The sequence below is a fragment of the Micromonospora sp. B9E7 genome (assembly GCF_039871815.1).
Classification (GTDB): Bacteria; Actinomycetota; Actinomycetes; order Mycobacteriales; family Micromonosporaceae; genus Micromonospora.
In genome coordinates, this window is record NZ_JBDPLX010000006.1 from 174,154 (window position 1) to 197,279 (window position 23,126).

16 protein-coding genes and 1 pseudogene are annotated in these 23,126 nt (G+C 71.1%); 11 read left to right on the forward strand and 6 right to left on the reverse strand.

The window, feature by feature from the left end:
* The first annotated feature begins 63 nt into the window (after positions 1-63).
* The 3 genes and pseudogenes from ABGB10_RS12125 (at position 64) to ABGB10_RS12135 (ending at position 2,943) form a co-directional block, all read left to right on the forward strand.
* Positions 64-1,340, forward strand: a pseudogene (locus tag ABGB10_RS12125) (MFS transporter).
* A 389-nt stretch (positions 1,341-1,729) separates the two neighbouring features.
* The gene (locus ABGB10_RS12130) at positions 1,730-1,957 is read left to right on the forward strand and encodes a hypothetical protein (protein ID WP_347660966.1); all 228 of its coding nucleotides are present in this window, start codon (positions 1,730-1,732) and stop codon (positions 1,955-1,957) included.
* A gap of 59 nt (positions 1,958-2,016) precedes the next feature.
* The gene (locus tag ABGB10_RS12135) at positions 2,017-2,943 is read left to right on the forward strand and encodes a 5'-3' exonuclease (protein ID WP_347660967.1); all 927 of its coding nucleotides are present in this window, start codon (positions 2,017-2,019) and stop codon (positions 2,941-2,943) included.
* A 19-nt stretch (positions 2,944-2,962) separates the two neighbouring features.
* Here the strand turns inward: ABGB10_RS12135 and ABGB10_RS12140 are convergent, their stop codons facing one another.
* A complete protein-coding gene (locus tag ABGB10_RS12140; RefSeq protein ID WP_347660968.1) occupies positions 2,963-3,265 on the reverse strand; it encodes a GNAT family N-acetyltransferase in 303 nt (100 codons plus the stop codon).
* A 119-nt stretch (positions 3,266-3,384) separates the two neighbouring features.
* On the opposite strand from ABGB10_RS12140, the gene ABGB10_RS12145 reads away from it, so the two are divergent.
* From ABGB10_RS12145 to ABGB10_RS12155, 3 genes are all read left to right on the forward strand, one after another.
* Positions 3,385-4,080, forward strand: a complete 696-nt coding sequence (locus ABGB10_RS12145) for a DUF1223 domain-containing protein (protein ID WP_347660969.1) — start codon at positions 3,385-3,387, stop codon at positions 4,078-4,080.
* Between the two features lie 70 nt (positions 4,081-4,150).
* Entirely contained in the window at positions 4,151-4,525 is a 375-nt protein-coding gene (locus tag ABGB10_RS12150; RefSeq protein ID WP_347660970.1) for an MmcQ/YjbR family DNA-binding protein, read from the forward strand.
* A gap of 155 nt (positions 4,526-4,680) precedes the next feature.
* Positions 4,681-7,548, forward strand: a complete 2,868-nt coding sequence (locus ABGB10_RS12155) for a glycosyl hydrolase (RefSeq protein ID WP_347660971.1) — start codon at positions 4,681-4,683, stop codon at positions 7,546-7,548.
* A gap of 66 nt (positions 7,549-7,614) precedes the next feature.
* On the opposite strand, the gene ABGB10_RS12160 is transcribed toward ABGB10_RS12155, so the two are convergent.
* Together ABGB10_RS12160 and ABGB10_RS12165 are read right to left on the reverse strand one after the other, a co-directional pair.
* The gene (locus ABGB10_RS12160) at positions 7,615-8,985 is read right to left on the reverse strand and encodes an endo-1,4-beta-xylanase (protein WP_347660972.1); all 1,371 of its coding nucleotides are present in this window, start codon (positions 8,983-8,985) and stop codon (positions 7,615-7,617) included.
* A gap of 407 nt (positions 8,986-9,392) precedes the next feature.
* Positions 9,393-11,150 carry a family 43 glycosylhydrolase gene (locus ABGB10_RS12165; RefSeq protein ID WP_347661168.1) on the reverse strand — a complete coding sequence of 586 codons (1,758 nt, stop codon included), beginning with the start codon at positions 11,148-11,150 and terminating at the stop codon, positions 9,393-9,395.
* A gap of 752 nt (positions 11,151-11,902) precedes the next feature.
* On the opposite strand from ABGB10_RS12165, the gene ABGB10_RS12170 reads away from it, so the two are divergent.
* The 3 genes from ABGB10_RS12170 to ABGB10_RS12180 all read left to right on the forward strand — a co-directional run bounded on the left by ABGB10_RS12170 (position 11,903) and on the right by ABGB10_RS12180 (position 16,309).
* Positions 11,903-14,236, forward strand: a complete 2,334-nt coding sequence (locus ABGB10_RS12170) for a beta-L-arabinofuranosidase domain-containing protein (RefSeq protein WP_347660973.1) — start codon at positions 11,903-11,905, stop codon at positions 14,234-14,236.
* 161 nt (positions 14,237-14,397) lie between these two features.
* Entirely contained in the window at positions 14,398-15,336 is a 939-nt protein-coding gene (locus ABGB10_RS12175) for a superoxide dismutase (protein ID WP_347660974.1), read from the forward strand.
* A 130-nt stretch (positions 15,337-15,466) separates the two neighbouring features.
* Positions 15,467-16,309 carry an endonuclease/exonuclease/phosphatase family protein gene (locus tag ABGB10_RS12180; RefSeq protein ID WP_347660975.1) on the forward strand — a complete coding sequence of 281 codons (843 nt, stop codon included), beginning with the start codon at positions 15,467-15,469 and terminating at the stop codon, positions 16,307-16,309.
* Between the two features lie 31 nt (positions 16,310-16,340).
* Here the strand turns inward: ABGB10_RS12180 and ABGB10_RS12185 are convergent, their stop codons facing one another.
* Together ABGB10_RS12185 and ABGB10_RS12190 are read right to left on the reverse strand one after the other, a co-directional pair.
* Positions 16,341-17,222 carry an MHYT domain-containing protein gene (locus ABGB10_RS12185; RefSeq protein WP_347660976.1) on the reverse strand — a complete coding sequence of 294 codons (882 nt, stop codon included), beginning with the start codon at positions 17,220-17,222 and terminating at the stop codon, positions 16,341-16,343.
* Positions 17,223-17,387: 165 nt separating this feature from the next.
* Entirely contained in the window at positions 17,388-20,186 is a 2,799-nt protein-coding gene (locus ABGB10_RS12190; protein WP_347660977.1) for a DEAD/DEAH box helicase, read from the reverse strand.
* Positions 20,187-20,272: 86 nt separating this feature from the next.
* Between ABGB10_RS12190 and ABGB10_RS12195 the strand changes: the two genes are divergently transcribed.
* Together ABGB10_RS12195 and ABGB10_RS12200 are read left to right on the forward strand one after the other, a co-directional pair.
* Positions 20,273-21,040, forward strand: a complete 768-nt coding sequence (locus ABGB10_RS12195) for an HAD-IA family hydrolase (RefSeq protein WP_347661169.1) — start codon at positions 20,273-20,275, stop codon at positions 21,038-21,040.
* Between the two features lie 196 nt (positions 21,041-21,236).
* Complete coding sequence (locus tag ABGB10_RS12200; protein WP_347660978.1) at positions 21,237-22,154, forward strand: EamA family transporter; 918 nt, start codon at positions 21,237-21,239, stop codon at positions 22,152-22,154.
* Here the strand turns inward: ABGB10_RS12200 and ABGB10_RS12205 are convergent.
* Complete coding sequence (locus ABGB10_RS12205; protein ID WP_347661170.1) at positions 22,117-23,058, reverse strand: diacylglycerol kinase; 942 nt, start codon at positions 23,056-23,058, stop codon at positions 22,117-22,119. The genes ABGB10_RS12200 and ABGB10_RS12205 overlap by 38 nt on opposite strands.
* Positions 23,059-23,126: the final 68 nt, after the last annotated feature.

The window sequence follows — 23,126 nt, forward strand, 5'->3', positions numbered from 1 at the left end:
CGTTCCGACTATAGTCCGTTCCAGTTTGGAACGCACTGGCTTGGCGGACGGGGGGACGGCGACATGCACGTCGACGAACGGGCCGGGGTGTTCTGGCGCTGGTGGACCGCCGGCACGACCAGCATGGTCGGGTCGGCGGTCGGCGCGGTGGCCCTGCCGCTGACCGCCCTCACCGTCCTCGACGCCTCCGCGTTCCAGCTGGGCGTGATCGCCGCGGCCAGCTACGTCGCCTGGATCGTGATCGGGCTGCCCGCCGGCGTCATCGTGCAACGTCTGCCGCTGCGCGGCGCCCAGGTCGGCGCCGACCTGGCCCGAGCGGTCGCCGTCGCGTCCATCCCACTCGCCTGGTGGTGGGGCCACCTCACCGTCGCCCACCTGGTGGTCACCGCGCTCGTGGTCAGCTTCGCCAACGTGCTCTTCGACGTGGCCAACTCGACCTTCCTGCCCAGCATCGTGCAACGGGAGCAGTTGCAGTCCCGCAACAGCCTCACTTCGGCCACCCACACCGCGACCCTGCTCAGCGGCCCCTCCCTCGGCGGGCTCGCCGTCCAGGCACTCGGCGCGGTGCCCACCCTGCTCGTGGACTCGGCCAGCTACCTCGTCTCGGCGGCCCTGCTGCGCACCCTGCCCGCCACCCGCGTCGACGCACCCGATCAGTGGCCTCCGATCGGTGAGCTGATCCGGATGGGCTGGCGCTTCGTCGCGTACCACCCGGTGATGGGGCCGAGCATGTGGGCCGCGACGGCGATGAACTTCGTCTGCGGCGCGCAGTTCGCGCTGTTCCCGCTCTACCTGGTCCGCGAACTGCACGCCCCGGTCGGCCTGGTCGGGGTCCTGCTCGCCGTCGAGGGGGTCGGAGCGCTGGTCGGGACTGCGCTCACCACCAGGATCACGACACGGATCGGCACCGCCCGCGCCCTGGTCGCCGCCGGATTCACCACGGTCGTCGGTGCGTTCCTGATCCCCTGGGGCACCGGGTGGCCGGCGTACGCCACCTTCGCCGCCGGCAGCGTCGTCTTCTCCCTCGGGACGGTGGTGCTCAGCGTGACCACCCGGACCTACCGGCAGATCGCCAGCCCACCCGACCTGCTCTCCCGGGTGATGGCGACCGTGCGGTTCGTGTCCTGGGGAGCGATCCCGGTGGGTGGGTTGGTCGCCGGCGCGCTGGCCGGGCCTTGGGCGCCCGCGCCACCCTGTTCGTCTTCGCGGCGACACTGGTCTGCGCACCGCTGGTGCTGCTGCTCTCCCCCGTCCGGCACCTGCGCGACCTCAACGACCACGATCAGGTCGACGAGCCGAGCCGCCCCGCTGCGTCGACGGTCGGTGTCGGGGGTCGGTGACCGGGCGGCGGATCAGACGCTGCCGGCGAGCCGGCGCGCCCGGGCCGCGTCGGTGAGGACATCGACGCTGTGCACGTACTGGTCGGCCGCGCCACCGGCGGCCGGGCACGCAGCGCCGGGTCGGTCACGGCGGCACTCAGCGCGGCGGCGATCCGCTCGGCGCGCAGCACCAGGAACGGGCGGCTGTGGAACGGCCACGCTCGGGCGCGCACAGGCGCCGCGAGACGGGGTAGCGACGGGCCGACGTCAGGCCGGGAAGGAACGCCATACCGGCAGTCTGCGCCGCGCGGCGACCAGCCCGCACGGTCGTTTTCCGGCCCGGCGCGTCCCCGCGGCCCTAGCCTGGGATCGGGTCGTCCGCGCGGGCGACCCTGACCGGGAGGACCGACGTGGCACCGAACCAGACGAACCGGGCGACGACACGTCGCCGCCGCCAACTCTGGGCCGGAGTCCTCGCGCTCGTCGGGCTGGTCCTGTTGGTCCTCGGCCTCACCGTCGCCGACGGCATTGCGGCCTGGGTCGAGGTGCTGGTGGCGATCCTGCTGCTGGTGACCAGTTACGTCGTGCAGCACCTGGCCCGGCGGGAGACCGTCTACCGGCACGACGACCAACGCTGACAGCACCGACCGGCCGGGGGTACCCAGGATCGTCGGACGGCTGTGCCAGGCTGTCCGGCGTGGCACACCGACCCCCGATCCTGTTGATCGACGCAGCGAGCCTCTACTTCCGGGCCTACTTCGGCATTCCGGAGTCCGCCGCCAGGGCCGAGGACGGCACCCCGGTCAACGCGGTGCGCGGTTTCCTCGACATGCTCGCCACCCTGATTCGCGTGCGGGGCGCCGACCGGATGGTCTGCGCCCTCGACTACGACTGGCGTCCGGCGTGGCGGGTCGACCTGCTGCCGTCGTACAAGGCGCACCGGGTCGCCCCGCAGGGCGGCGAGATCGTTCCGGACACGCTCTCCCCACAGGTGCCGATGATCCTGGAGGTGCTGGCCGCCGTCGGCATCACCGCGGTCGGCGCGACCGGCTACGAGGCCGACGACGTGCTCGGCACGCTCTCGGTGACCCAGCCGGGCCCGGTCGAGGTCGTCTCCGGCGACCGGGACCTGTTCCAGCTCGTCGACGACGCCCGGCCGGTCCGACTGCTCTACGTCGGGCGCGGCGTCGCCAAGCTCGACGACTGCGACGACGCCGCGGTACGGGCGCGCTACGGCGTGCCGGCCGACCGGTACGCCGACTTCGCCGCGCTGCGCGGCGACCCCAGCGACGGGCTGCCCGGGGTGGCCGGCGTCGGTGACAAGACCGCCGCCCGGCTCATCGAGCGGTACGGCAGCATCGCCGGCATCCTGGCGGCACTCGACGACTCCGACTCGTCCTTCGCACCGGGCCTGCGCACCAAGCTGGCCGCGGCCCGCGACTACCTGGCCGTCGCGCCGACGGTGGTCCGGGTCGCCCTGGACGTGCCGCTGCCGGAGCTGCCCACCGCGCTGCCGACCGCCCCGGTCGACCCGGAACGGCTGCTCGACCTGGCCGGACGGTGGAACCTGGCCGGCTCCGCCCGCCGCCTGGTGGACGCCCTCGCCGCCCGCTCAGGCACCTGACCGGGAGACCCGCACGCCCCTACTTGATCTTGCGGGTCGAGCGGACCACGATGCTCTCGTACTCCGGGTGTTTGACCAGCCAGTCGGCGAGGAACGGGCAGATCGGCACGACGGTCCGCCCCTTGGCGCGCGCGTCGTCCATGACCGCACGTGCCAGCGTCGACCCGACGCCCCTGCCCTCGAACGCCGGATCGACCTCGGTGTGGGTGTAGGCGATGATCGAGCCGGTCAGCTGGTAGGTGACGAACCCGGCGACCGCACCCGTCTCGTCGCGCGCCTCGAAACGCTCCCGCGCCGGCGCGTCTGTCACGGTGAACTGCACCTGGCCATCCAACCACCCGACCGGCCGGCGGCCGGCGGAGAGGTGACCCCGCACGCATTGTCGCGGCCGGAACGGGAAACGCAACGCCCCCGGACGCACGTGGGAGGAGATCCGCCACCATGACGAACCCACCGACGGACGGCGGCTTCGCCGTCGTGGAGATGTTCACCTCGCAGGGCTGCAACAGTTGCCCTCCGGCGGAGGAGTTGCTGAGCGAGATCGAACGCGATGCCCGGGAACGGGGTGAGGCCGTCTTCGGCCTCGGATTCCACGTCGACTACTGGGACGACCTGGGATGGCCCGACCAGTTCGGGGACGCGGCGTACACCGCGCGGCAGGAGGCGTACGCCCGCGCCCTCGGCACCCGGGGTCTGTACACCCCGCAGATGATCGTCAACGGCACGGTCGAGTTCGTCGGATCCGATCGTCGACAGGCGTCCGGCGCGATCGCGTCCGCCCTGGCGTCACGCCCCGCCACTCCTCTCACGATGTCCGTGGCCGAGTTGGACGGGCAGCGGGTGGTGCTGGACTACCAGGCCGAGCGGCCGCCGGCGAACACGGTGGTGAACGTGGCGATCGTGGAGCGGGGACTGGACAGCGAGATCGCCCGGGGTGAGAACGCGGGGCGGACGCTCCGGCAGGACAACGTCGTCCGCGCCTTCGGGTCGGCGACCCTGAACGCCAGCCGGGGACGGGTGGACCTGGTGACACCTCCTGATCTCGACCCGCGCAGGGCCGCCGTCGTCGGGTACGTGCAGGAGAACGGCAACCGGGCCATCGTCGGCGCGACGACCATCGAGCTGTCCGACGGGTAGTCTCGGCGCATGTGCTTGGCGCGCGGTGCGAGAGGGCTCGGCGCAAGCAGGCTCGGCGCAAGGGGGCTCGGTGGTTGACGCGGAGGACGTACGCCGGGTTGCCTTGGCCCTGCCGCACACGGTGGAGGTCCCCAGCGACGGGTTCGACTTCCGGGTGGCCGACAAGGGCTTCGTCTGGTCCTATCCGGAGCGTGTACCGGGCAGGCCGCGGGTGATCCGACTCGACATCGCGGTGTTGTACGTCGGGGACGAGGCGGAGAAGCAGGCTCTCCTGCTCGGCGAGCCGGACGTCTTCTTCACCACGCCCGGGTACGAAGGGCTGCCTCTGGTGCTGCTGCGTCTGGGGCAGGTCGACCTGGCACGCCTGGACGAGCTGGTGACGGACGCGTGGCGGATGCGCGTGCCCGAGACGTTGCTGGGCGACGTCCAGGGCGTCGGCACCTAGCGACATCAGCACGCAACGGGACGGACACATTGACGGGAATCTCGGTATTCCACTACCGTGGCCGTGAGAGCGCTCTCTCGCCCGACCTTCCCCCCAATTCAGACGCACCGCGTCGGACCCGGAAACGGCCACACCCGACGCGCGATGGAGGCACCATGAAACCTCCCGTCCCCCACCGCCGATGGGCCCTGGCCGCCGTCACCGCGCTGACCCTGGTCGTCGGCGGCCTCGCGATCCCCGTCACCCGCGCGGCCGAGGCCGCGCCCGTCGGCGCCGGCAGCTACACCACCACCCCGGTCGGCCCGCTCCCGAGCGGGTGCGGCGCGATGTCCAGCAACCCCCGTCAGTTCGCCACCGCCAACGCGCCCGCCGGACCGATCCCCACCAACGACTGGTGGTCCTCGCTGCTGTGGAAGCGCACCGACTGCTCCTTCAGCGAACCCCTGCACGCCCACCCGATCTCGTACGACACCTTCACCGACGGGCTGGGCTTCTCCGCGAACTCCACGCCCGCCATCAGCGGCACCGCGACCGGTGTCGGGGAATTCCACTACCCGTACGTGCAGGACATCCGGGTCGGCGTGGCCGGGCTCGCCGCACCCCAGGTCAAGGTGGACGGCTGGACGGACTGGACGGTCAGCCCACACTGGAGCGACGGCAGTCGCACCCTGCGCGCCACCATCGGCCACGGCCTGCCCTTCGCGTACTTCCAGGCCACCGGCGGCAACGCCTCGATCAGCACCGCCGGCACCCCCGACGTCTGGTCCAACAGCGGCGCCACCATCGGCTTCCGGGTCAACGGCCACGACTACGTCGGGTACGCCCCGAGCGGCGCGAGCTGGACCGTCGCGTCCGGCCGGATCACGTCCACCCTGGCCGGTCGGGGTTACTTCTCCGTCGCCCTCCTGCCACCGACGTCGAGCGCGGCGGAGCGCGCCAGCCTGGCCGCGACCTACGGCCAGTACGCGCACGCCCACGTGACCGGCACCCAGGTGTCGTACGCGTACAACCCGGCGACCAGCGGTCTCACCACCACCTACGCGTTCACCACCACCGCCCGGGAGGGGACCGCCACGCAGACCGTGGTCAGCCTCTACCCGCACCAGTGGAAGTCGCTCAGCGGGTCCACCGCGATCACACCGACCTACCCGTCGGCGCGTGGCCGGATGAAGGTGCTGACCGGCGTCAACCAGTTCCGCACCGCGATGAAGTTCCAGGGCGTCCTGCCGGAGTTGCCGGCCGTCGGCGACGGCAGCGGAAGCGACCTGGCGACGCTCACCAGCCAGCTGGCCGCCGTCCGCGGCAACCCGATGGACCAGCGCGGCAACGACACCTACTGGACCGGCAAGGGTCTCGGTCGGGCCGCCCGGATCGCCGAGATCGCCGACCAGGTCAACGACACCGCGACGCGCGACAGCGCGTTGAACGCGATCCGCAGCACGCTCACCGACTGGTTCACCGCGTCCAGCGGCAAGACCAGCCGGGTCTTCTACTACGACAACAACTGGGGCACCCTGATCGGCTACCCGGCGTCGTACGGCTCCGACCAGGAACTCAACGACCACCACTTCCACTACGGCTACTTCATCGCCGCCGCGGCGACCCTGGCGAAGTTCGACCCGACCTGGGCGGCTACCAGCCGCTACGGCGGCATGGTCGACCTGCTGATCCGGGACGCCAACAACTACCGCCGCGACGACACCCGCTTCCCGTACCTGCGGGACTTCGACATCTACGCCGGCCACGACTGGGCGTCCGGGCACGGCTCGTTCGGCTCGGGCAACAACCAGGAGTCCTCGTCGGAGGGGATGAACTTCGCCAACGCCCTGATCCAGTGGGGCCAGACGACGGGTGACACCGCCGTTCGCGACGCCGGCGTCTTCCTCTACACCACCCAGGCCGCGGCCATCCAGGAGTACTGGTTCGACGTCAGCGACCAGAACTTCCCCGCCGCCTTCGGACACTCGACGGTCGGCATGGTCTGGGGTAGCGGTGGCGCGTACGCCACCTGGTTCAGCGCCGAACCGGAGATGATCCAGGGCATCAACCTGCTGCCGGTCACCGGTGGACACCTGTACCTGGGCAACAACCCGGCCTACGTGCGGACCAACTACGCCGAACTGGTCCGCAACAACGGCGGACAACCGACGGTGTGGCAGGACATCCTCTGGCAGTTCCAGGCCCTCGGCGACGCCGACGCGGCGCTGGCGAACCTGCGGGCGAACCCCGGCTACACCCCGGAGGAGGGCGAGAGCCGAGCACACACCTTCCACTGGATCCGCAACCTCGCGGCGCTGGGCACCGTCGACACGACGGTGACGGGCAACCATCCGCTGTCGGCGGTCTTCTCCCGCAACGGCGCTCGCACCTACGTGGCGTCGAACCCGACGGCGACACCGATCACGGTGACGTTCTCCAACGGCACCACGCTGAGCGTGGGCGCCGGCAAGACGGCCACCACCGGGGCGTACACCTGGAGTGGCGGTAACGCGGCCGGCGGCGTACCCCCGACGACGCCGACGGATCCCCCACCGACGACCACCCCGCCGCCGTCGACGGGCGGTCCGACGCGGTACCTGCTGCCCGGGGGCGGGTTGGGCCCCGCCGGTGGCGCGGCCACGACGACGGTCGCGGCGGCCAACGGAAACCACGACGGTACGCCCACCAACGCGCAGGTCTTCACGGCGACGGGCCTCAACCTCGCCTACTCCGGCGGGCAGACCGCGTTCGACCTGTTCGTGGACGCGGGGACGGCGGTCGGCAACGGCGTGCAGGTTCGGGTCTCCTACGACCTCACCGGCAACGGCAGTTGGGACCGGGTGGAGACCTGGCGCTACTTCGCCACCGACCCGGTCCCCGGGTACGAGCACTACACCCAGAGCGCCGGCCTGGTCTCGGCCACCGGGTCGTTGGGCGCGCTGAGCAACGGCAGGGTCCGGGTGGAGGTCTGGTCGGCGATCGGCAACAACCCGAGCACCGTCGGCCTCGGTAACCAGTCGGTGCTGCGGCTCCCGTACTCCTGACCGAATCGCGCGAGAATCGGCCGGTGCGGAGGACCACCCCTGGTCCTCCGCACCGGCCGGCGTCTTTCAGGAGGCGGTGCAGGTGGGCGTCATGCCGGCCCCGCTACCGTTGCCCTGGAAGCCGAACTCGGCGACCTGGCCGGCGGCGAGCCGGCCGTTGTAGTCCACGTTGGCGAATCGCACCGTGCCGGTGGAGCCGCTGGCCGTCGCGCTCCAGGTGTTGGTGACGCTGGCGCCACCCGGGAGGGTGACGCTGACGTTCCACCCGTTCGTGCCGCCGGAGCCGGCGGTCACCTTCACGTTGGCCACGAACCCACCGGTCCACGAGTTCAGGGACACCGACGCCGAACACCCGCCCGTGGTCGGCGGCGGGGTGGTGGGCGGCGGGTCGGTGGGCGGAGGCGTCGTCGGCGGCGGGGTGGTCGGGATGCCCGTGCCGGCGTTGAGGGCGTTCAGGACGTTGGTGTACGCGGCCTTCTTGTTGCCGTTGCAGTCGAACAGCAGGGCGTTGTCCGATCCACGCCACGAGTCACAGTCGCGGACACCCCACACCGTGATGCCGGTGCAGCGGGAGACGTTCATGCAGGCGCGGGTGACCGCACCGAAGATGTTCGCCTGGTTACCACCCGTCATCACGTCCAGCTCGGTGATCTGCACATCCACGCCGAGGTCGGCGAAACGCTGCAGATTCGCCTGGTAGTCACCAGCCAACGAGGTACCCAGGTGCGACTGGAACCCCACACAGTCGATCGGCACACCACGGGACCTGAAGTCCCGCACCATGTTGTAGATCCCCGTCGACTTCGCGTTGATCCCATCGGTGTTGTAGTCGTTGTAACACAACTTCGCACCCGGATCCGCAGCCCGCGCCGCCCGGAACGCCGCCTCGATCCAGTCGTTGCCCGTACGCTGCAGATTCGAGTCACGCCGCCCACCCGAACCACCATCGGCGAACGCCTCGTTCACCACATCCCACGAGTGGATCTTCCCCCGGTAGTGCGTCGCGACCTGGGTGACGTGGTTGATCGCGGCGTTGCGCAACGCGCTGCCCGACATACCCTGCGCCCAACCCGGCTGCTGCTGGTGCCACAACAGAGCATGCCCGCGCACGCTCATGCCATTGGCCTGCGCGTGACTGACCAGACGATCACCACCGGTGTAACTGAACCGACCCTGCTGCGGTTCGGTGGCGTCCCACTTCATCTCGTTCTCGGCCACGACACTGTTGAACTCACGGTTCAAGATCGTCGTGTACACGCTGGTGGACAGCTTGCCCGTCGCGACGGCGGCACCGAAGTAACGGCCCTTCTCGGCCGCCGACGCCCCGAGGGTCGTGCCGGCACTGGCCCCGGTGGTCAACACCATCGTCATACCGGCCGCGAGAGCACCGGTGGCTGCGATGGTCACCGCCGCTCGCAGGACTCTTCTGTGATTCATGCGGATTCCTTGTCTGTGGTGGTTCAGCGATGGGGGTGCAGCGCCCGAAGCCGCACCCGCGACGTCGCAGAGCCGCATCGGCGATGCCCGGCGACCGATGCGCCCGTACGACGGTGTGGGGGTGTCCCAGGTCCGGCGAGACCATGACAGCGAGCCCGGTAGCCGTCACGGCACCACTTCTGGGAGTCCTGAGACGACGTCCGGCATGCCCTGGGCGGACGTCGTTCTCCGAGGTGCGGCCGGCCGGCTCGCCCGGTGAGCCACGTGGGTGGCCGCCCTCATCCATCGACTGTGAGCGATAACATGCTGTTCGTCAAGTCGTCACGAGGCGCATCGCCACCGGGCGCTCTCGCCTGCGGTCACGGCCTGGTGCCGGAGTCGTGCGAACACGACCCCGGCACCGCGCGTCACTGGAACGAGGCATCGTCGACGAGCAGGCTGTCGGTGCCCGCCGCCGTCTCGACGTAGAAGGTCGCGCCGGTGAGTGTGCCGCTCCACGACGGGGTCGCCGTGCCGGTGAGCAGCGTCCAGCCGTTCGCGTTCACCCCGGTCGCCGGGGTGAGCTGGAGGTAGTTGGTCGTTCCGTTCGCGGTCAGCGCCAGGGTCGCCTTCGCGGACGGCGTGCCGCTCTGCGCCCGTACCCAGACGTTCGTGGTGTAGCTCTTGCCGTTGGTGAGCTTGGCGGTCACGTCCTGGCTGGGGCCGTTCCACGCCGAGGTACGCCCGGTGATCGACAGGGAGCCGGCGCCGCCACGAACGACGGACGTGTTCCGGGAGAGCGTTCCGCTGCCGTTGACACCCCAGCCGGTCGTGCCGTTCTCGACATCGCCGTTGGTGAGGAGGTTCGCGCTGCCACCGGTGCTGCCGTTGAACTGCCACCAGTTGATGTTGAACAGGTTGCCGCTGCCGCCGGCGAAGCGCAGGTACAGGTCGCGGGTGCCGGTCGCGCCGCTCACCGCGCAGGTGGTGCTGGTCCAGCTCTGCCAACCGCCGGTGCCACCGACGGTGCAGGTGCCCACGGTCGGGCCGCTGGCGCTGTCGAGGCGTACCTCGATCCGGCCACCGCTCGTCGCCGAGGCGACCCGGGCGGTGAACGAGGTCGCGCCGGCGCCGAACGCGACGCCCTTGACCTTGACGTAGTCGCCGTTCTCGATCCAGCCGACGTTCATCCCGCCCTCGCTGGACACCTCGGTCTCGATACCCGAGCCCCAGGCGATCGTCTCCGCCTCCTGCCGCACGTACGGATTCAGCGTCCCCACCTGGGGTGCGCCGGTCGTGGTCATGTTGATCGTCGGGATCGTGCCGTTGGAGTTGTAGGTGAACTTCTCCACCGCTACCGACCGGGTGTAACCACTACCGCCGGGCAGCGCCCCGTTGTGGTAGAAGAAGTACGAGCCACCCTGGAAATCGATCACACCGGCGTGGTTGGTGAAACTCGCCCCCTGCCGAGGCATGATCGTCCCGCGATACGTCCACGGCCCGGTCGGACCGGTCGCGGTGGAGTACGCGATGAACTCCGAGCAGCACTCCGCCGCGAACACGTTGTAGTACAGCCCGTTGCGCTTGAACACCCACGGGCCCTCCTCGTAGAGGGTGGGGCGGCTGGCGTTTCCGTTGCGGGTGCCGAAGCCCGCCGTGGTGAGCTGAATCCTGGTCGCACTACCCGAGTACGAGATCATGTCGGCGTTCAACCGCACGTACCACAGACCCGGGTTGCCCCAGTACAGGTACGCCTGCCCGTCGTCGTCGATGAAGACCGACGGGTCGATCTCGTTGTTGCCGACCAGGGGCCGGCCGATCGCGTCCCGGAACGGGCCGGTCGGGCTGTCGCCCACCGCCACCCCGATGACCATCTGCCCGTTCGAGCGCTGACGCACCGGCACGTACCAGTAGAACTTGCCGTTGCGGGCGATGACCTGACCGGCCCACGCGTTGGCGTCCGCCCAGGAGAACGTGGCCAGGCTCAACGGAGACCCGTGGTCGGTCCAGTTCACCATGTCGGCCGACGACCACACCCGCCATTCCCTCATGGTGAAGTACGTCGAGCCGTCCTCGTCATGCCCGGTGTAGAGGTACACCCGACCGTTGTGCACCAACGGCGCCGGGTCAGCGGTGTAGATGTGTTGGACGATCGGGTTGTCCGCCTGGGCGGCACTGGCCGGCAGCAGTGCGAGTACGCAGACGAGGCTCGCCAGCCAGGCGATGGCGCGCCTGCCCCTGCCGCTCGCCCGGGTTGTGGTGCGGGTCTTCACCTTCACGATTACTCCCACAGAGAGTGCGCGGTGCGCGGTCTGGATCGACGAGCCACCGCTGCCAGGCTGCCGATCGAGCGGGAGTCACCGCGCGCACGCCGAGCAGCACGACCGGCGGCCGTGTTAGCGCTAACAGCTTTCCTGCGAACCCTCCTCCCCCGGTCTGACCTCGATTTTTGTGTGGTGCGAGATGACCGTCGTAACCACACCGACGCATCGATGTATCGACGTTGACATCCACGGTTTACGATGCACCGTACTGAGCGGCATGGCGGACGTCAACGGAGAGCGACCGCCGCGCTCGTGACACTGGGTCATGCCGTAGCCATCAACAGCGTCAGCGGCGTCGAGGTCAGACCCGTTCGCGACCCCATCTCGGCCACCACCGCCGGGACACCGCGGCATAACGTCACCGAACGGACCCGCGCGGGTGGACGGCCAGGCGATCCGGGGGGTTGCGGGCATGTTAACGACCAACTATGTTAGCGATCACATTGATGTGCCGCGATGACGTCCCGGGACGGGCACCGGGACGCCCACGACGGCAGCTTCCTGCGACACCCGACCCTGTCTCCTGCGCATCGACACGCTCAGTGGCAGTTCGATTGCCGCCCACCGGCAGGACGCCACCTTCCGGATCACCACAGCACACCCTTGGAGGTCCCATGCCACCCCCGCCGCTCAGCCGCCGCCGCCTGCTGCAGGCCGCCGGAGCCACCGTGGCGCTCTCCGCAGCCGGTGCCGCCGTCACTCCCCGCAGCGCGACCGCGGCCGTGATCCCACCGGTCCGACCCGACCTCGGCGTCTCGGCGTATCCGTTCGACCTCGGTCAGGTGCGGCTCAATTCCAGCCGCTGGATGGACAACCAGACGCGGACGCTCAACTACCTGCGGTTCGTCGACGTCGACCGGATGCTCTACAACTTCCGCGCCAACCACCGGCTGTCCACCAATGGCGCCGCCACCAACGGCGGCTGGGACGCGCCGAACTTCCCGTTCCGGACCCACATGCAGGGGCACTTCCTGACCGCCTGGGCATACGCGTACGCGGTGCTCGGCGACACCACCTGCCGGGACAAGGCGAACTACATGGTGGCCGAGCTGGCCAAGTGCCAGGCCAACAACTCCGCCGCCGGCTTCGGCGCCGGATACCTGTCCGGTTTTCCGGAATCCGACTTCACCGCGCTGGAAGCACGGACGTTGTCCAACGGCAACGTGCCCTACTACTGCATCCACAAGACCCTCGCCGGGCTGCTCGACGTCTGGCGGTACACCGGAAACACGCAGGCCCGTACGGTGCTGCTGGCACTCGCCGGCTGGGTCGACACCCGGACGAGCCGACTGAGCTCCAGCCAGATGCAGTCGATGCTGGGCACCGAGTTCGGTGGGATGAACGACGTCCTCACCGACATCTACCAGCAGACCGGCGACTCCCGCTGGCTCACCACCGCCCAGCGGTTCGACCACGCCGCCGTGTTCGACCCGCTGGCCAACAACCAGGACCAGCTCAACGGCCGGCACGCCAACACGCAGGTGCCCAAGTGGATCGGCGCGGCCCGGGAGTTCAAGGCCACCGGGACCACCCGTTACCGGGACATCGCCAGCAACGCGTGGAACATCACCGTCAGCGCGCACACCTACGTCATCGGCGGCAACAGCCAGGCGGAGCACTTCCGGCCGCCGAACGCCATCGCCGGCTACCTCAGCAACGACACCTGCGAGCAGTGCAACACGTACAACATGCTCAAGCTGACCCGGGAGCTGTGGCTGCTCGACCCGAACCGGACCGACTACTTCGACTTCTACGAGCGGGCCCTGATCAACCACCTGATCGGTGGGCAGAACCCGGCCGACAGCCACGGCCACATCACCTACTTCACCCCGCTGCGGCCGGGTGGGCGTCGCGGCGTGGGCCCGGCGTGGGGCGGTGGCACCTGGAGCACCGACTACAACTCGTTCTGGTGCTGCCAGGGCACCGGCCTGGAGATCAACACGAGGTTGATGGAGTCCATCTACTTCTACAACGGGACGACGCTGACCGTGAACCTGTTCACGCCGTCCGTGCTGAACTGGTCGCAGCGGGGCATCACGGTCACCCAGAGCACCACCTACCCGGTCAGTGACACCACCACCCTGACCCTGTCCGGCACGATGAGCGGGTCGTGGAGCATCCGGGTGCGGATCCCGGCGTGGACGACCGGCGCGACGGTCGCCGTGAACGGCACGGTGCAGAACGTCGCCACCACACCGGGCAGCTACGCGACCGTCACCCGCACCTGGGCCGCAGGGGACACCATCACCGTACGGCTGCCGATGCAGGTCGTCATGCGGGCCGCCAACGACAACAGCTCGGTGGCCGCCGTGACGTACGGGCCGACGGTGCTGGCCGGCAACTACGGCAACACCACGTTGAGCGCCCTGCCGTCCCTCACCGTCTCCTCGATCTCGCGGGCCAGCACCAGCTCGCTCGCGTTCACCGCCAGCGCCAACGGGTCCACGGTGAACCTCGCGCCCTTCCAGGACGCCCATGGCTACAACTACACGGTCTACTGGAGCACCACCGGTGGCGGCAACACCGGCGGCAGCTACCGACTGGTCAACGTCGGCACCGGGCTGGTCCTCGGCGTCCAGAACATGTCCACCGCCGACGGTGGACTGGCCGTGCAGTGGGGTGACAGCGGCACCGCGGACCACAACTGGGTGATGGTGACCGACGGCAACGCGGTCCGGTTCCGCAACGTCCACAGCGGCAAGGTCCTGGGCGTGGAGAACATGTCCACCGCGGACAACGCCCGGGTCCTGCAGTGGGCCGACAACGGCACCGCCGACCACCGGTGGATCCTCGTGGACAACGGCGACGGCAGCTACAAGATCCGCAACGTCAACAGCAACAAGCTGCTCGGCATCCTCAACGGGTCGACCGCCTGGGGAGCGCAGGCCGTGCAGGACTCGGACAACGGTAGCGCGGACAACCGGTGGAGACTCGTCCGCAACGCCTGACCCCGGCCCCGCTCCACGGGCTCACCGGCGCGGTCACCCGAAGGCCGCGCCGGTGACGCCGGGCGGACGCCCGGCAGCGGTCGTACAGTGGGGAGGGTCCTGGCCCCAGTGAACGTGGCGGACGTGTCGGCTCGTGCCGCTTTCCGCCCGGAAGGAGCACAGTGAACCGCCCCCTCCGCACCACACTCGGCGGCGCGCTCGTCGTGGCCCTGCTGACCTCCGTCGCCGTCGCCCCCGCGCAGGCGCACCCCGCCGGCCGACCACCCACCGTCCTCGCCCTGCCCGACGGGTTCCAGCCCGAGGGCATCGCCACCGCCGGCCGGTACGCCTACTTCGGCTCCCGCGCGACCGGCGCCATCCAGCGCGTCGACCTGGTCACCGGCCGGAGCACGACGATCGGCGCGGCCACCGGCACCCCGTCGCTGGGCCTCAAGGTCGACCCACGCGGCCGGCTGTTCGTCTCCGGCGGCACGGCCGGTGACGCCCGCGTGCTCGACACCCGCACCGGTGACGTCCTGGCCCGCTACCAGTTCGCCACCGCGCCGACCTTCGTCAACGACGTGATCCTGACCCGCGACGCCGCGTACTTCACCGACTCCAACCGCCCCGTGCTCTACCGGCTGCCGCTCGGACGCGGCGGCGCGCTGCCGCCCGCCGACGGGTTCACCACCATCGCGCTGACCGGGGCGTACGAGCAGGTCGGCACCGGCGTGAACCTCAACGGCATCACCACCACACCGGACGGTCGGGCCCTGATCGTCGTCCAGTCGACCACCGGCACGCTGTACCGGGTCGACCCGGTGACCGGCGTGAGCACCGCCGTGGACGTGCCCGGCCACACCTTCACCAACGGCGACGGTCTGCTGCTGCTCGGCCGCACCCTCTACGTCGTGCAGAACCGCCTCAACCAGATCGCGGTGGTCCGGCTGAACCACGCCGGCACCGCCGGCACGCTCACCGCCACCATCACCGACCCCAACTTCGACGTGCCCACCACCGTCGCCACAGCGCTGGGCCGGCTCTACCTGCCCAACGCCCGCTTCACCACACCACCGACCCCGACCACCCCGTACACGGTCGTCGCGGTCCGCGCCCGCTGACCAACCCCCGGGGGTACGCGCGCCGCGCGTACCCCCGGGGTGACCCGCGCGGGGTCGGCCCACTGGTCGACCGCGAGTACGATCACTGCCACCGCGGCGACGACCGTCGCCTCCCCCACCCGGAGTGCGCGTGGCCGATCGCCCGTCCCGATTCTTCCGCCGAGCGGTGGCCGTCTGCCTCCTGATCGCCGCCGCCGGGCTGCCGGGCGGGCCGACGGCGACCAGCACCACGGACACCGCCAGACCCATGGTCCTGCGGATGCTCCAACTGAACCTCTGCAACAGCGGGCGGGCTGGCTGCTACACCGGTCGGTCGATGGCTGTCGCCGCCGACGTGATCGACACCGAGGCACCCGACCTGGTCACCCTGAACGAGATCTGCCAGGGCGACGTCCCCGCCCTTCGGCGCGTGTTCGAGGCGGTCCACACCGGTCGGACCGTGGTGTCCGCGTTCCAGCCCGCCGGGGACCGGCCCAGCGGCGCCGACACCCGGTGCCGCAACGGTCAGCCGTACGGGGTCGGGTTGCTGGCCCGCGTCGAGACGCCGGACACCCCACCCTCCGTGTACCGCGGGATCCACCCGACGCAGGATCTCGCCGACCCCGAGGAGCGCGCCTGGCTCTGTGTCGACGTCGACCGCAGGCTGCTCGCCTGCACCACCCACCTGGCCAACACCAGCTACCGGGTGGCGCTCGCCCAGTGCGGGCACCTGCTCGACACGGTCCTGCCGATGATCCGCGGGAACGCCGGGTCCGTGCTCGCCGGCGACCTCAACCTCCGGGCCGGCGTCGACCCGGACGTACGGTCCTGCACGCCGCCGGACCATCAGCGGGTCGACGACGGCGCGCTCCAACACATCGTGGCGACGACCGGTGTGACCATCTGTTGCCGCAGGTCAGTGCCCATGCGCGAGGCGACCGATCATGCCGGGTTGCTGGCCACCCTCGTCGTCGACGACCAGCCGCCGACCTGACTCGCGGGTGGACCGACCCGCCGGGGCTGCGTCAGCGGGGCGGCGTGTCCCGGCGGGACGGGAACGGGTTGCCCGGCTGACCGAGGGTGGAGCGGGCGCGCAACCCGACCGGGTCCGGTGCGGGCGTCGCGACTGCCGGCTCCGCCACCGGACGCCCACTGAGGTACGCCGCAGCGGCCCGGTCGTCGTCCGTCGGAGCGGCGAGCAGGGCGTAGAGCAGGCCGACCACCCCGAAGATCACCGCCAGCATGATCGGCACCAACAGGGTGCTCACACCGGCACCGGTCACCTCGCGCCCCGCACCCTCGTGGCGGTGCACCGACAGGGCGCTCATCCCGGTGAAGTGCATCCCGTTCACGGCGACGCCCATCACCAGCGCGGAGGCGAAGATCGCCACCCCTCGGCGGACGGTCATCGCGAGCCACAGCGCGACGGTGGCCGCCACGACGGCGATGACCACGGAGAGCGCGACCCGGACGGTGTCGTACGCGAGAGTGCCGTTGAGGCGCATCGCCGCCATGCCCGTGTAGTGCATGGCGGCCACGCCGACACCGGTGAAGACGCCACCGGCGATCAGGCGTAGCGCGTTCAACCGGCCGGTGCCGACGATCGCCAGACCGATGCCCACCGCCACCACCGCGATGGCCGTGCTGGCCGCGGTCAACGGCACGTCGTAGCGGATCCGGGTGTTCGCCACGGCGAACCCGAGCATGGCCATGAAGTGCATCGCCCAGATGGCGGTGCCGCCCAGCGCCCAGGCCGAGAGCAGACCCCACCAGGCCCGCTGGCCACTCGTTCGTGCCGTACGGATGCGCCCGGCGCAGACCAGACCGAGGATGGAACCGAGCACGGACAGCGCGTAGCTCAACGCGGGTGTGATCCACCCGTACTCAAAGTGATTGATGTCCCCCACAGCGGTCTTCTCCCCCATCGTTACCGGCGCGTCAACAAAGCGCCCGGGCAATGATCAGGGGTGCCGTGATCAGGCGCAACAGTGCCCCCGGCCCCATTCGAGGGGTGCTGTTGCGGTAACCGTCCGATGCGTCGGTTCGCCCGCGATGGTGACTGAGGGTGATGATCAGGCCGAAGTGTGGTATGCCAGGACACCTCGGTTGATGGCCGCGATCGCCTGCCGCGCGGTGGACCGCAACTCCGGCGAGGCACCCCCGGAGTCGGCGAGTTGACCGAGGAGATCGACCACCTGTCGCGCCCACCGGACGAAGTCACCGGCGGGCATCTCACCGTCGATCTCGTGACCGCTGCCGAGCACCTTGGCCAACACCTCACCCCGGGCCCACCGGTAGACGGGCCAGGCGAAACCGAGATCCGGCTCCCGGGTCGCGGCCAGCCCGCGCGCCGCCTCGTCAGCCTCGATCTCCCCCCACAGCTTCAGCGTCTCGTCCACCGCGTCGGCCACCGGCCCGCGTGGCAGTGACGCCCGCTCATCGACATCGCGGCGCGCCTCGAAGACCACCACCGACACCGCCGCGGCCAACTCGGCCGGCGACAGACCGTTCCACACGCCCCGGCGCAGGCACTCGGCGACCAGCAGGTCGGCCTCGGTCCAGATCCGGCCGAGCATCCGACCGGCGTCGGTGACCGCGCCGTCCCGGGCGAGGTAACCACGGTCGGTCAACATCGCCACGATCCGGTCGAAGGTCCGGGCGAGCGAACCCGTCCGCCCGGACACCCGCTCGCGTAACTCCTCGGTGTCGCGCTCCAGCCGGCGACGCCGCTCCGCCCAGCGGGCGTGGTCCTCCCGCTCCGGGCAGGCATGGCAGGGGTGGTGCCGCACCTCGGTGCGCAGCTGGGTCAGCCGGTGGTCCTCGCCGGTCACCTGCCGGGAACGGCCACCCCGTCGGCCGCCGTGCCGGTCCAGGCCGGTGCCGCTCACCTCGGCGGCGAGATCCCGCCGGGCGGCAGGTGAACGGTGGTTGAAGTGCTTGGGCACCCGGATTCGGGCCAGTACCTCGGCGGGGGTGGTGAAGTCGCCGGGGCTGACCCGCCCGGCCCAGCGGTCCTGGGTGAGCACCAGCGGCCGGGGCTCACCGAACCCACCGGTCGCCGGGTCCAGCACGACGGCCAGCCCGGCCCGCCGGCCCGACGGCACCCGGATCACGTCGCCGACGCGCAGCCGCTCCAGCGACGCCACCGCTGCGGCCTTGCGCTGGGTCTGCCCCTGCCGGGCGATGGCCTTCTCCCGGTCGGCGATCGCCACCCGCAACGCGAAGTACTCGTCGAAGTCGCCGTGGTGGCAGGCGGCCTCCGCGCCGTACGCCTCGATCGTCTCGGTGTTGCGCTGCACCTGCCGCGCCAGGCCGACCACCGACCGGTCCGCCTGGAACTGGGCGAACGAGGACTCCAGCAGCGCACGGGCCGGCTCCGCGCCGACCGTGCCGACCAGATTCACCGCCATGTTGTACGAGGGCCGGAAGCTGGAACGCAGCGGGTAGGTGCGGGTGGACGCGAGCCCGGCCACGTGCCGGGGATCGGTCTCCGGGGACCACACCACCACGGCGTGCCCCTCCACGTCGATGCCCCGGCGGCCCGCCCGACCGGTGAGCTGGGTGTACTCCCCCGGGGTCAGGTCGACGTGCGCCTCGCCGTTGTACTTGACCAGTCGTTCCAGGACCACGCAGCGGGCCGGCATGTTGATGCCCAGCGCCAGGGTCTCGGTGGCGAAGACCGCCTTCACCAGGCCGCGGACGAACAGCTCCTCGACGATCTCCTTGAACACCGGCAGCATGCCGGCGTGGTGGGCGGCCAGACCACGCTCCAGACCGTCGAGCCACTCCCAGTAGCCCAGCACGGTCAGGTCCTCGCCGGGAATGGCGGTGACCCGCGACTCGACGACCCGGCGGATCTCGGTCCGCTCCTCCGGCGAGGTCAACCGCAGCCCGGCGGCGAGACACTGCTGCACCGCGGCTGCGCAACCGGCCCGGCTGAAGATGAACAGGATCGCCGGCAGCAGACCCTCCCGGTCCAGCCGGTCGACGATGTCCGGGCGCAACGGGCCACGCCAGCGCGGGCCACGACGGCCGGCACCGGGCCCCGCGCTGCGGCCCTCGCCCAGCTCCAGCCGTCGCGCGGTCTCCCGGGTGTAGCGCAGCAACTCCGGGTGCACGTCGTGCTTGCGGGCGGCGTCGGCGTCGTGGAACAGGTCGAACATCCGCTTGCCGACCAGCATGTGCTGCCACAACGGCACCGGCCGGTGCTCGCTGACCACCACCGCGGTCTCGCCGCGTACGGTGACCAGCCAGTCGGCGAACTCCTCGGCGTTGGAGACCGTCGCCGACAGCGAGACCAGGGTGACCGAGGCGGGCAGGTGGATGATCACCTCTTCCCACACCCCACCACGGAACCGGTCGGCCAGGTAGTGCACCTCGTCCATCACCACGTACGCCAACCCCTGCAGGGTGCTGGAGCCCGCGTAGAGCATGTTGCGCAGCACCTCGGTGGTCATCACCACCACCGGCGCGTCACCGTTGATCGCGTTGTCGCCGGTGAGCAGACCGACCTGCTCGGCGCCGTAGCGGGCGACCAGGTCGTGGTACTTCTGGTTGGACAACGCCTTGATCGGCGTGGTGTAGAAGCACTTGCGCCGCGTCGGCGGGGTCGTCGCGTCGTCCGCCGCCGGATCGTCGGGCCGACCGCGCAACGCCAGGTGGACGGCGAACTCACCGACCACCGTCTTGCCGGCGCCGGTGGGGGCACAGACCAGCACACCGCTGCCCCGCTCCAACGACTGGCACGCCTCCCGCTGAAAGTCGTCGAGGTCGAACCCCAGGTCACGGGCGAACTCGTCCAGCGCTGGAAACTGTGAGGCCTGCGCGGCCCGGAGGCGGGCCTCCGCGTACCGCTCGGCGGGACTCGACATGGGACCAAGATTAGTGCGTGCCGGGACAGGACACCCCACAAGGCCGTCCGGAGGTGCCGTCGGTGGCGGTCGGTAGGGTGCACGGCGTGCCGGACCATGCCGAACCGCCCCAGACTCGTCCGCCGGGCAACGCCGAGGCCGCCGCCCCCCGGGCGTCCCGACGGCCCGTGAAGGCGGTGCTCTTCGACTTCCACGGCACCCTGGCCCAGGTGGAGGAGCCCCGGCAGTGGGTGCTGGAGGCCGCCGCCGCGTGCGGGGTCACCCTGGACCGGGTCCGCGCCACCTCGCTGGCCGACCGGCTGCTGACCGCCGGGCGTGCCGGCGGGCCGCTGCCGGCACGGGTGCCACCCCGGTTGGCCGAGCTGTGGGCCGACCGGGACCTCTACCAACACGCCCACCGGGGCGCGTACACCGGGCTGGCCGAGACCGTCGACGCGGGCATCGAGGGCTTCGCCGACGCGCTCTACGAGCGTCTGCTCACCGCCGACGGCTGGCTGCCGTACGCGGACACCGCACCCACGCTGACCGCGTTGCGCGACGCCGGGGTGCCGGTCGCCGTGGTCAGCAACATCGGCTTCGATCTGCGGCCGCACTTCGACACGTGGGGGTTGACCGACCTGGTCGGCGCGTTCGCGCTCTCCTACGAGGTGGGGCGCTGCAAGCCCGACCCGGCGATCTTCTGGCGGGCTTGCGGGATGCTCGGCGTCGACCCGGAGCAGACCCTGATGGTCGGTGACACACCGGCCGACGCGGGCGCGGTGACCGCCGGCTGTTCGGTGCTGGTGCTCCCGGCCGCCGAACCTGGCCGGGAGAACGGGCTGGGCGCGGTGCTCGACCTCGCCCTGCCCGCCTGACCCGGGCACGCGGGGTCCTCCGGGCGTGATCCACTCGGTTTCCCTGAAATCGGGGTATCCGAGGCGACCTGATACCGCGACTTCAGTGAAGCCGTGTCGATCATCGCTGTCGTCCACCCGGTGGCGGCCGTCGACGGCGACGTCGGCGGGCCGGTGGACACCGCCGACGGGTGGCTGTAAGGGACCGCCTACCGTCGTGCCCGTGACCGAGATCCTGCTGCCCACGCCACCACCGGTCGACACACCACCGGCCCGGCGTGGTGGTGTCGTCGCGGTGGGGCTGGTGCTCGGTGGGGCGCTGTCGGTGCAGTTCGGCTCCGCCGTGGCCGCGCTGCTCTTCCCGCGTACCGGGGTGGCCGGCGCGGTCACCCTGCGGCTGACCATCTCGGCGGTACTGCTGCTCGTGGTGTGCCGGCCCCGACTACGCGGGCACGACCGGTCGGCCTGGCTCGCGGCCGGTGCGTTCGGGCTGGCGCTGGCCGGGATGAACTCGCTGTTCTACCAGGCCATCGAACGCATCCCGCTGGGCCCGGCGGTAACGCTGGAGGTCCTCGGCCCCCTCGCGCTGTCGGTGTTCAGCGCCCGGCGACTCGCCAGTTGGGGCTGGGCAGGGCTGGCCCTGGCCGGGGTGGCGCTGCTCGGGCAGGGCGGCTTCGACCGGCTCAACCCGGTCGGGGTGGCCTTCGCGTTCGGCGCCGGCGCCATGTGGGCCGCGTACATCGTGCTCAGCGCGCGGGTGGGCAGCCGCTTTCCCGGCGCGGACGGGCTGGCCCTCGCGCTGGCTCTCGCCGCGCTGGTCACCCTGCCGCTGGGCATCGTCGACGGCGGCGCGGTACTGCTCGACCCGCAGGTGCTGGCCCTCGGCGCCGCCCTCGCGGTGCTCGCCTCCGGGCTGCCCTACACCCTGGAGCTGCTGGCGCTGCGGCGGATGCCCACCGCCACCTTCGCGGTGCTGATGAGCCTCGGCCCGGCCGTCGCCACCCTCGCCGGGTGGCTGGTGCTGCGGCAGGCGCTGACCCTGCTGGAATGCGCCGCGATCGTGCTGGTCATCGCGGCGAGCATCGGTGCGGTACGGGTCAACGCAGCAGCCGCACGGCCCCCGGGACAGCGCTGATCGTCACCGGCAGGTCCAGGGAGCGTTCCCCGTCGGCGTACGTGGTGATGCCCTCGGCGGCCAACTCCACCGTGCGGGCGCGGAAGCTGCGCACGAGCGGGTGGCTGACGTGGGTGCCCTGGTAGATGCGCGGCTTGACCCGGATCAGGGTGCGCCGGTCGACCCGGCCCGCCACCACCACGTCGAGCAGCCCGTCGGTGGGGTCCGCGTCCGGGCAGATCCGCATCCCACCGCCGTACGTGGGGCAGTTGCCTACCGCCACCAGCACCGCGTCCAACTCGTGCGGCACCCCGTCCAGGCGCAGCGTGTAGCGGCGCGGGCGAAGCCGGGCCAGCTCGACGACGATCGCCAGGTCGTACCGGCGGGGACCGCGTGGCCAGCGCATCCGGTTGGCCCGCTCGTTCACGATCGCGTCGAACCCGGCGGCGAGGACCGCCCCGTACCAGCGCTCGGTGCCGTCGGCCGCGCTCATCCGGGCCAGGTCGACGGTGTGGCTGCGGCCGTCGCGCAGCGCTGACGCGATCACGTCCGCCGCCGCGAGCGGGTCGGCCGGGAAACCAGTGTCCAGGGCGAAGTCGTTGCCGGTGCCGGCGGGGATCGGTCCGAACGGCACGTCGGTGCCGGCGACCGCCTGCAAAGCGCGGTGCACGGTGCCGTCCCCGCCGATCGCCACGAGCGCGTCAGCACCATCGGCAACCGCGGCCCGGCACGCCGCCTCCGCCTCGCCAGGGTCGGACGCCGACAGCAACCGGACCGGCCGACCCGCGACGGCCAGGCCGTCCAGCAGCCGGGGCAGCAGGGCGCGGTAGCGTCCCCGGCCGGCGGTCGGGTTCGTGAGTACGGCCACCGGGCCACCGGCGAGCGGGGCACGGTCGACCGGTCCACCGGCGACCGGGCCGGGCAGGTGATCGTCTGCGGTCACGGGCAGCACCGTACCGGTCGGACACCCGCCGTTCACCGGGGGCAGGCGCG

What these genes read in the sequence shown, in the direction of transcription:
- ABGB10_RS12155 (WP_347660971.1), top strand. Translation starts at nt 4,681, where the DNA reads ATGAAACCTCCCGTCCCCCACCGCCGATGGGCCCTGGCCGCCGTCACC.
- ABGB10_RS12190 (WP_347660977.1), bottom strand. Translation starts at nt 20,186, where the DNA reads ATGTCGAGTCCCGCCGAGCGGTACGCGGAGGCCCGCCTCCGGGCCGCG.
- ABGB10_RS12170 (WP_347660973.1), top strand. Translation starts at nt 11,903, where the DNA reads ATGCCACCCCCGCCGCTCAGCCGCCGCCGCCTGCTGCAGGCCGCCGGA.
- ABGB10_RS12160 (WP_347660972.1), bottom strand. Translation starts at nt 8,985, where the DNA reads ATGAATCACAGAAGAGTCCTGCGAGCGGCGGTGACCATCGCAGCCACC.
- ABGB10_RS12145 (WP_347660969.1), top strand. Translation starts at nt 3,385, where the DNA reads ATGACGAACCCACCGACGGACGGCGGCTTCGCCGTCGTGGAGATGTTC.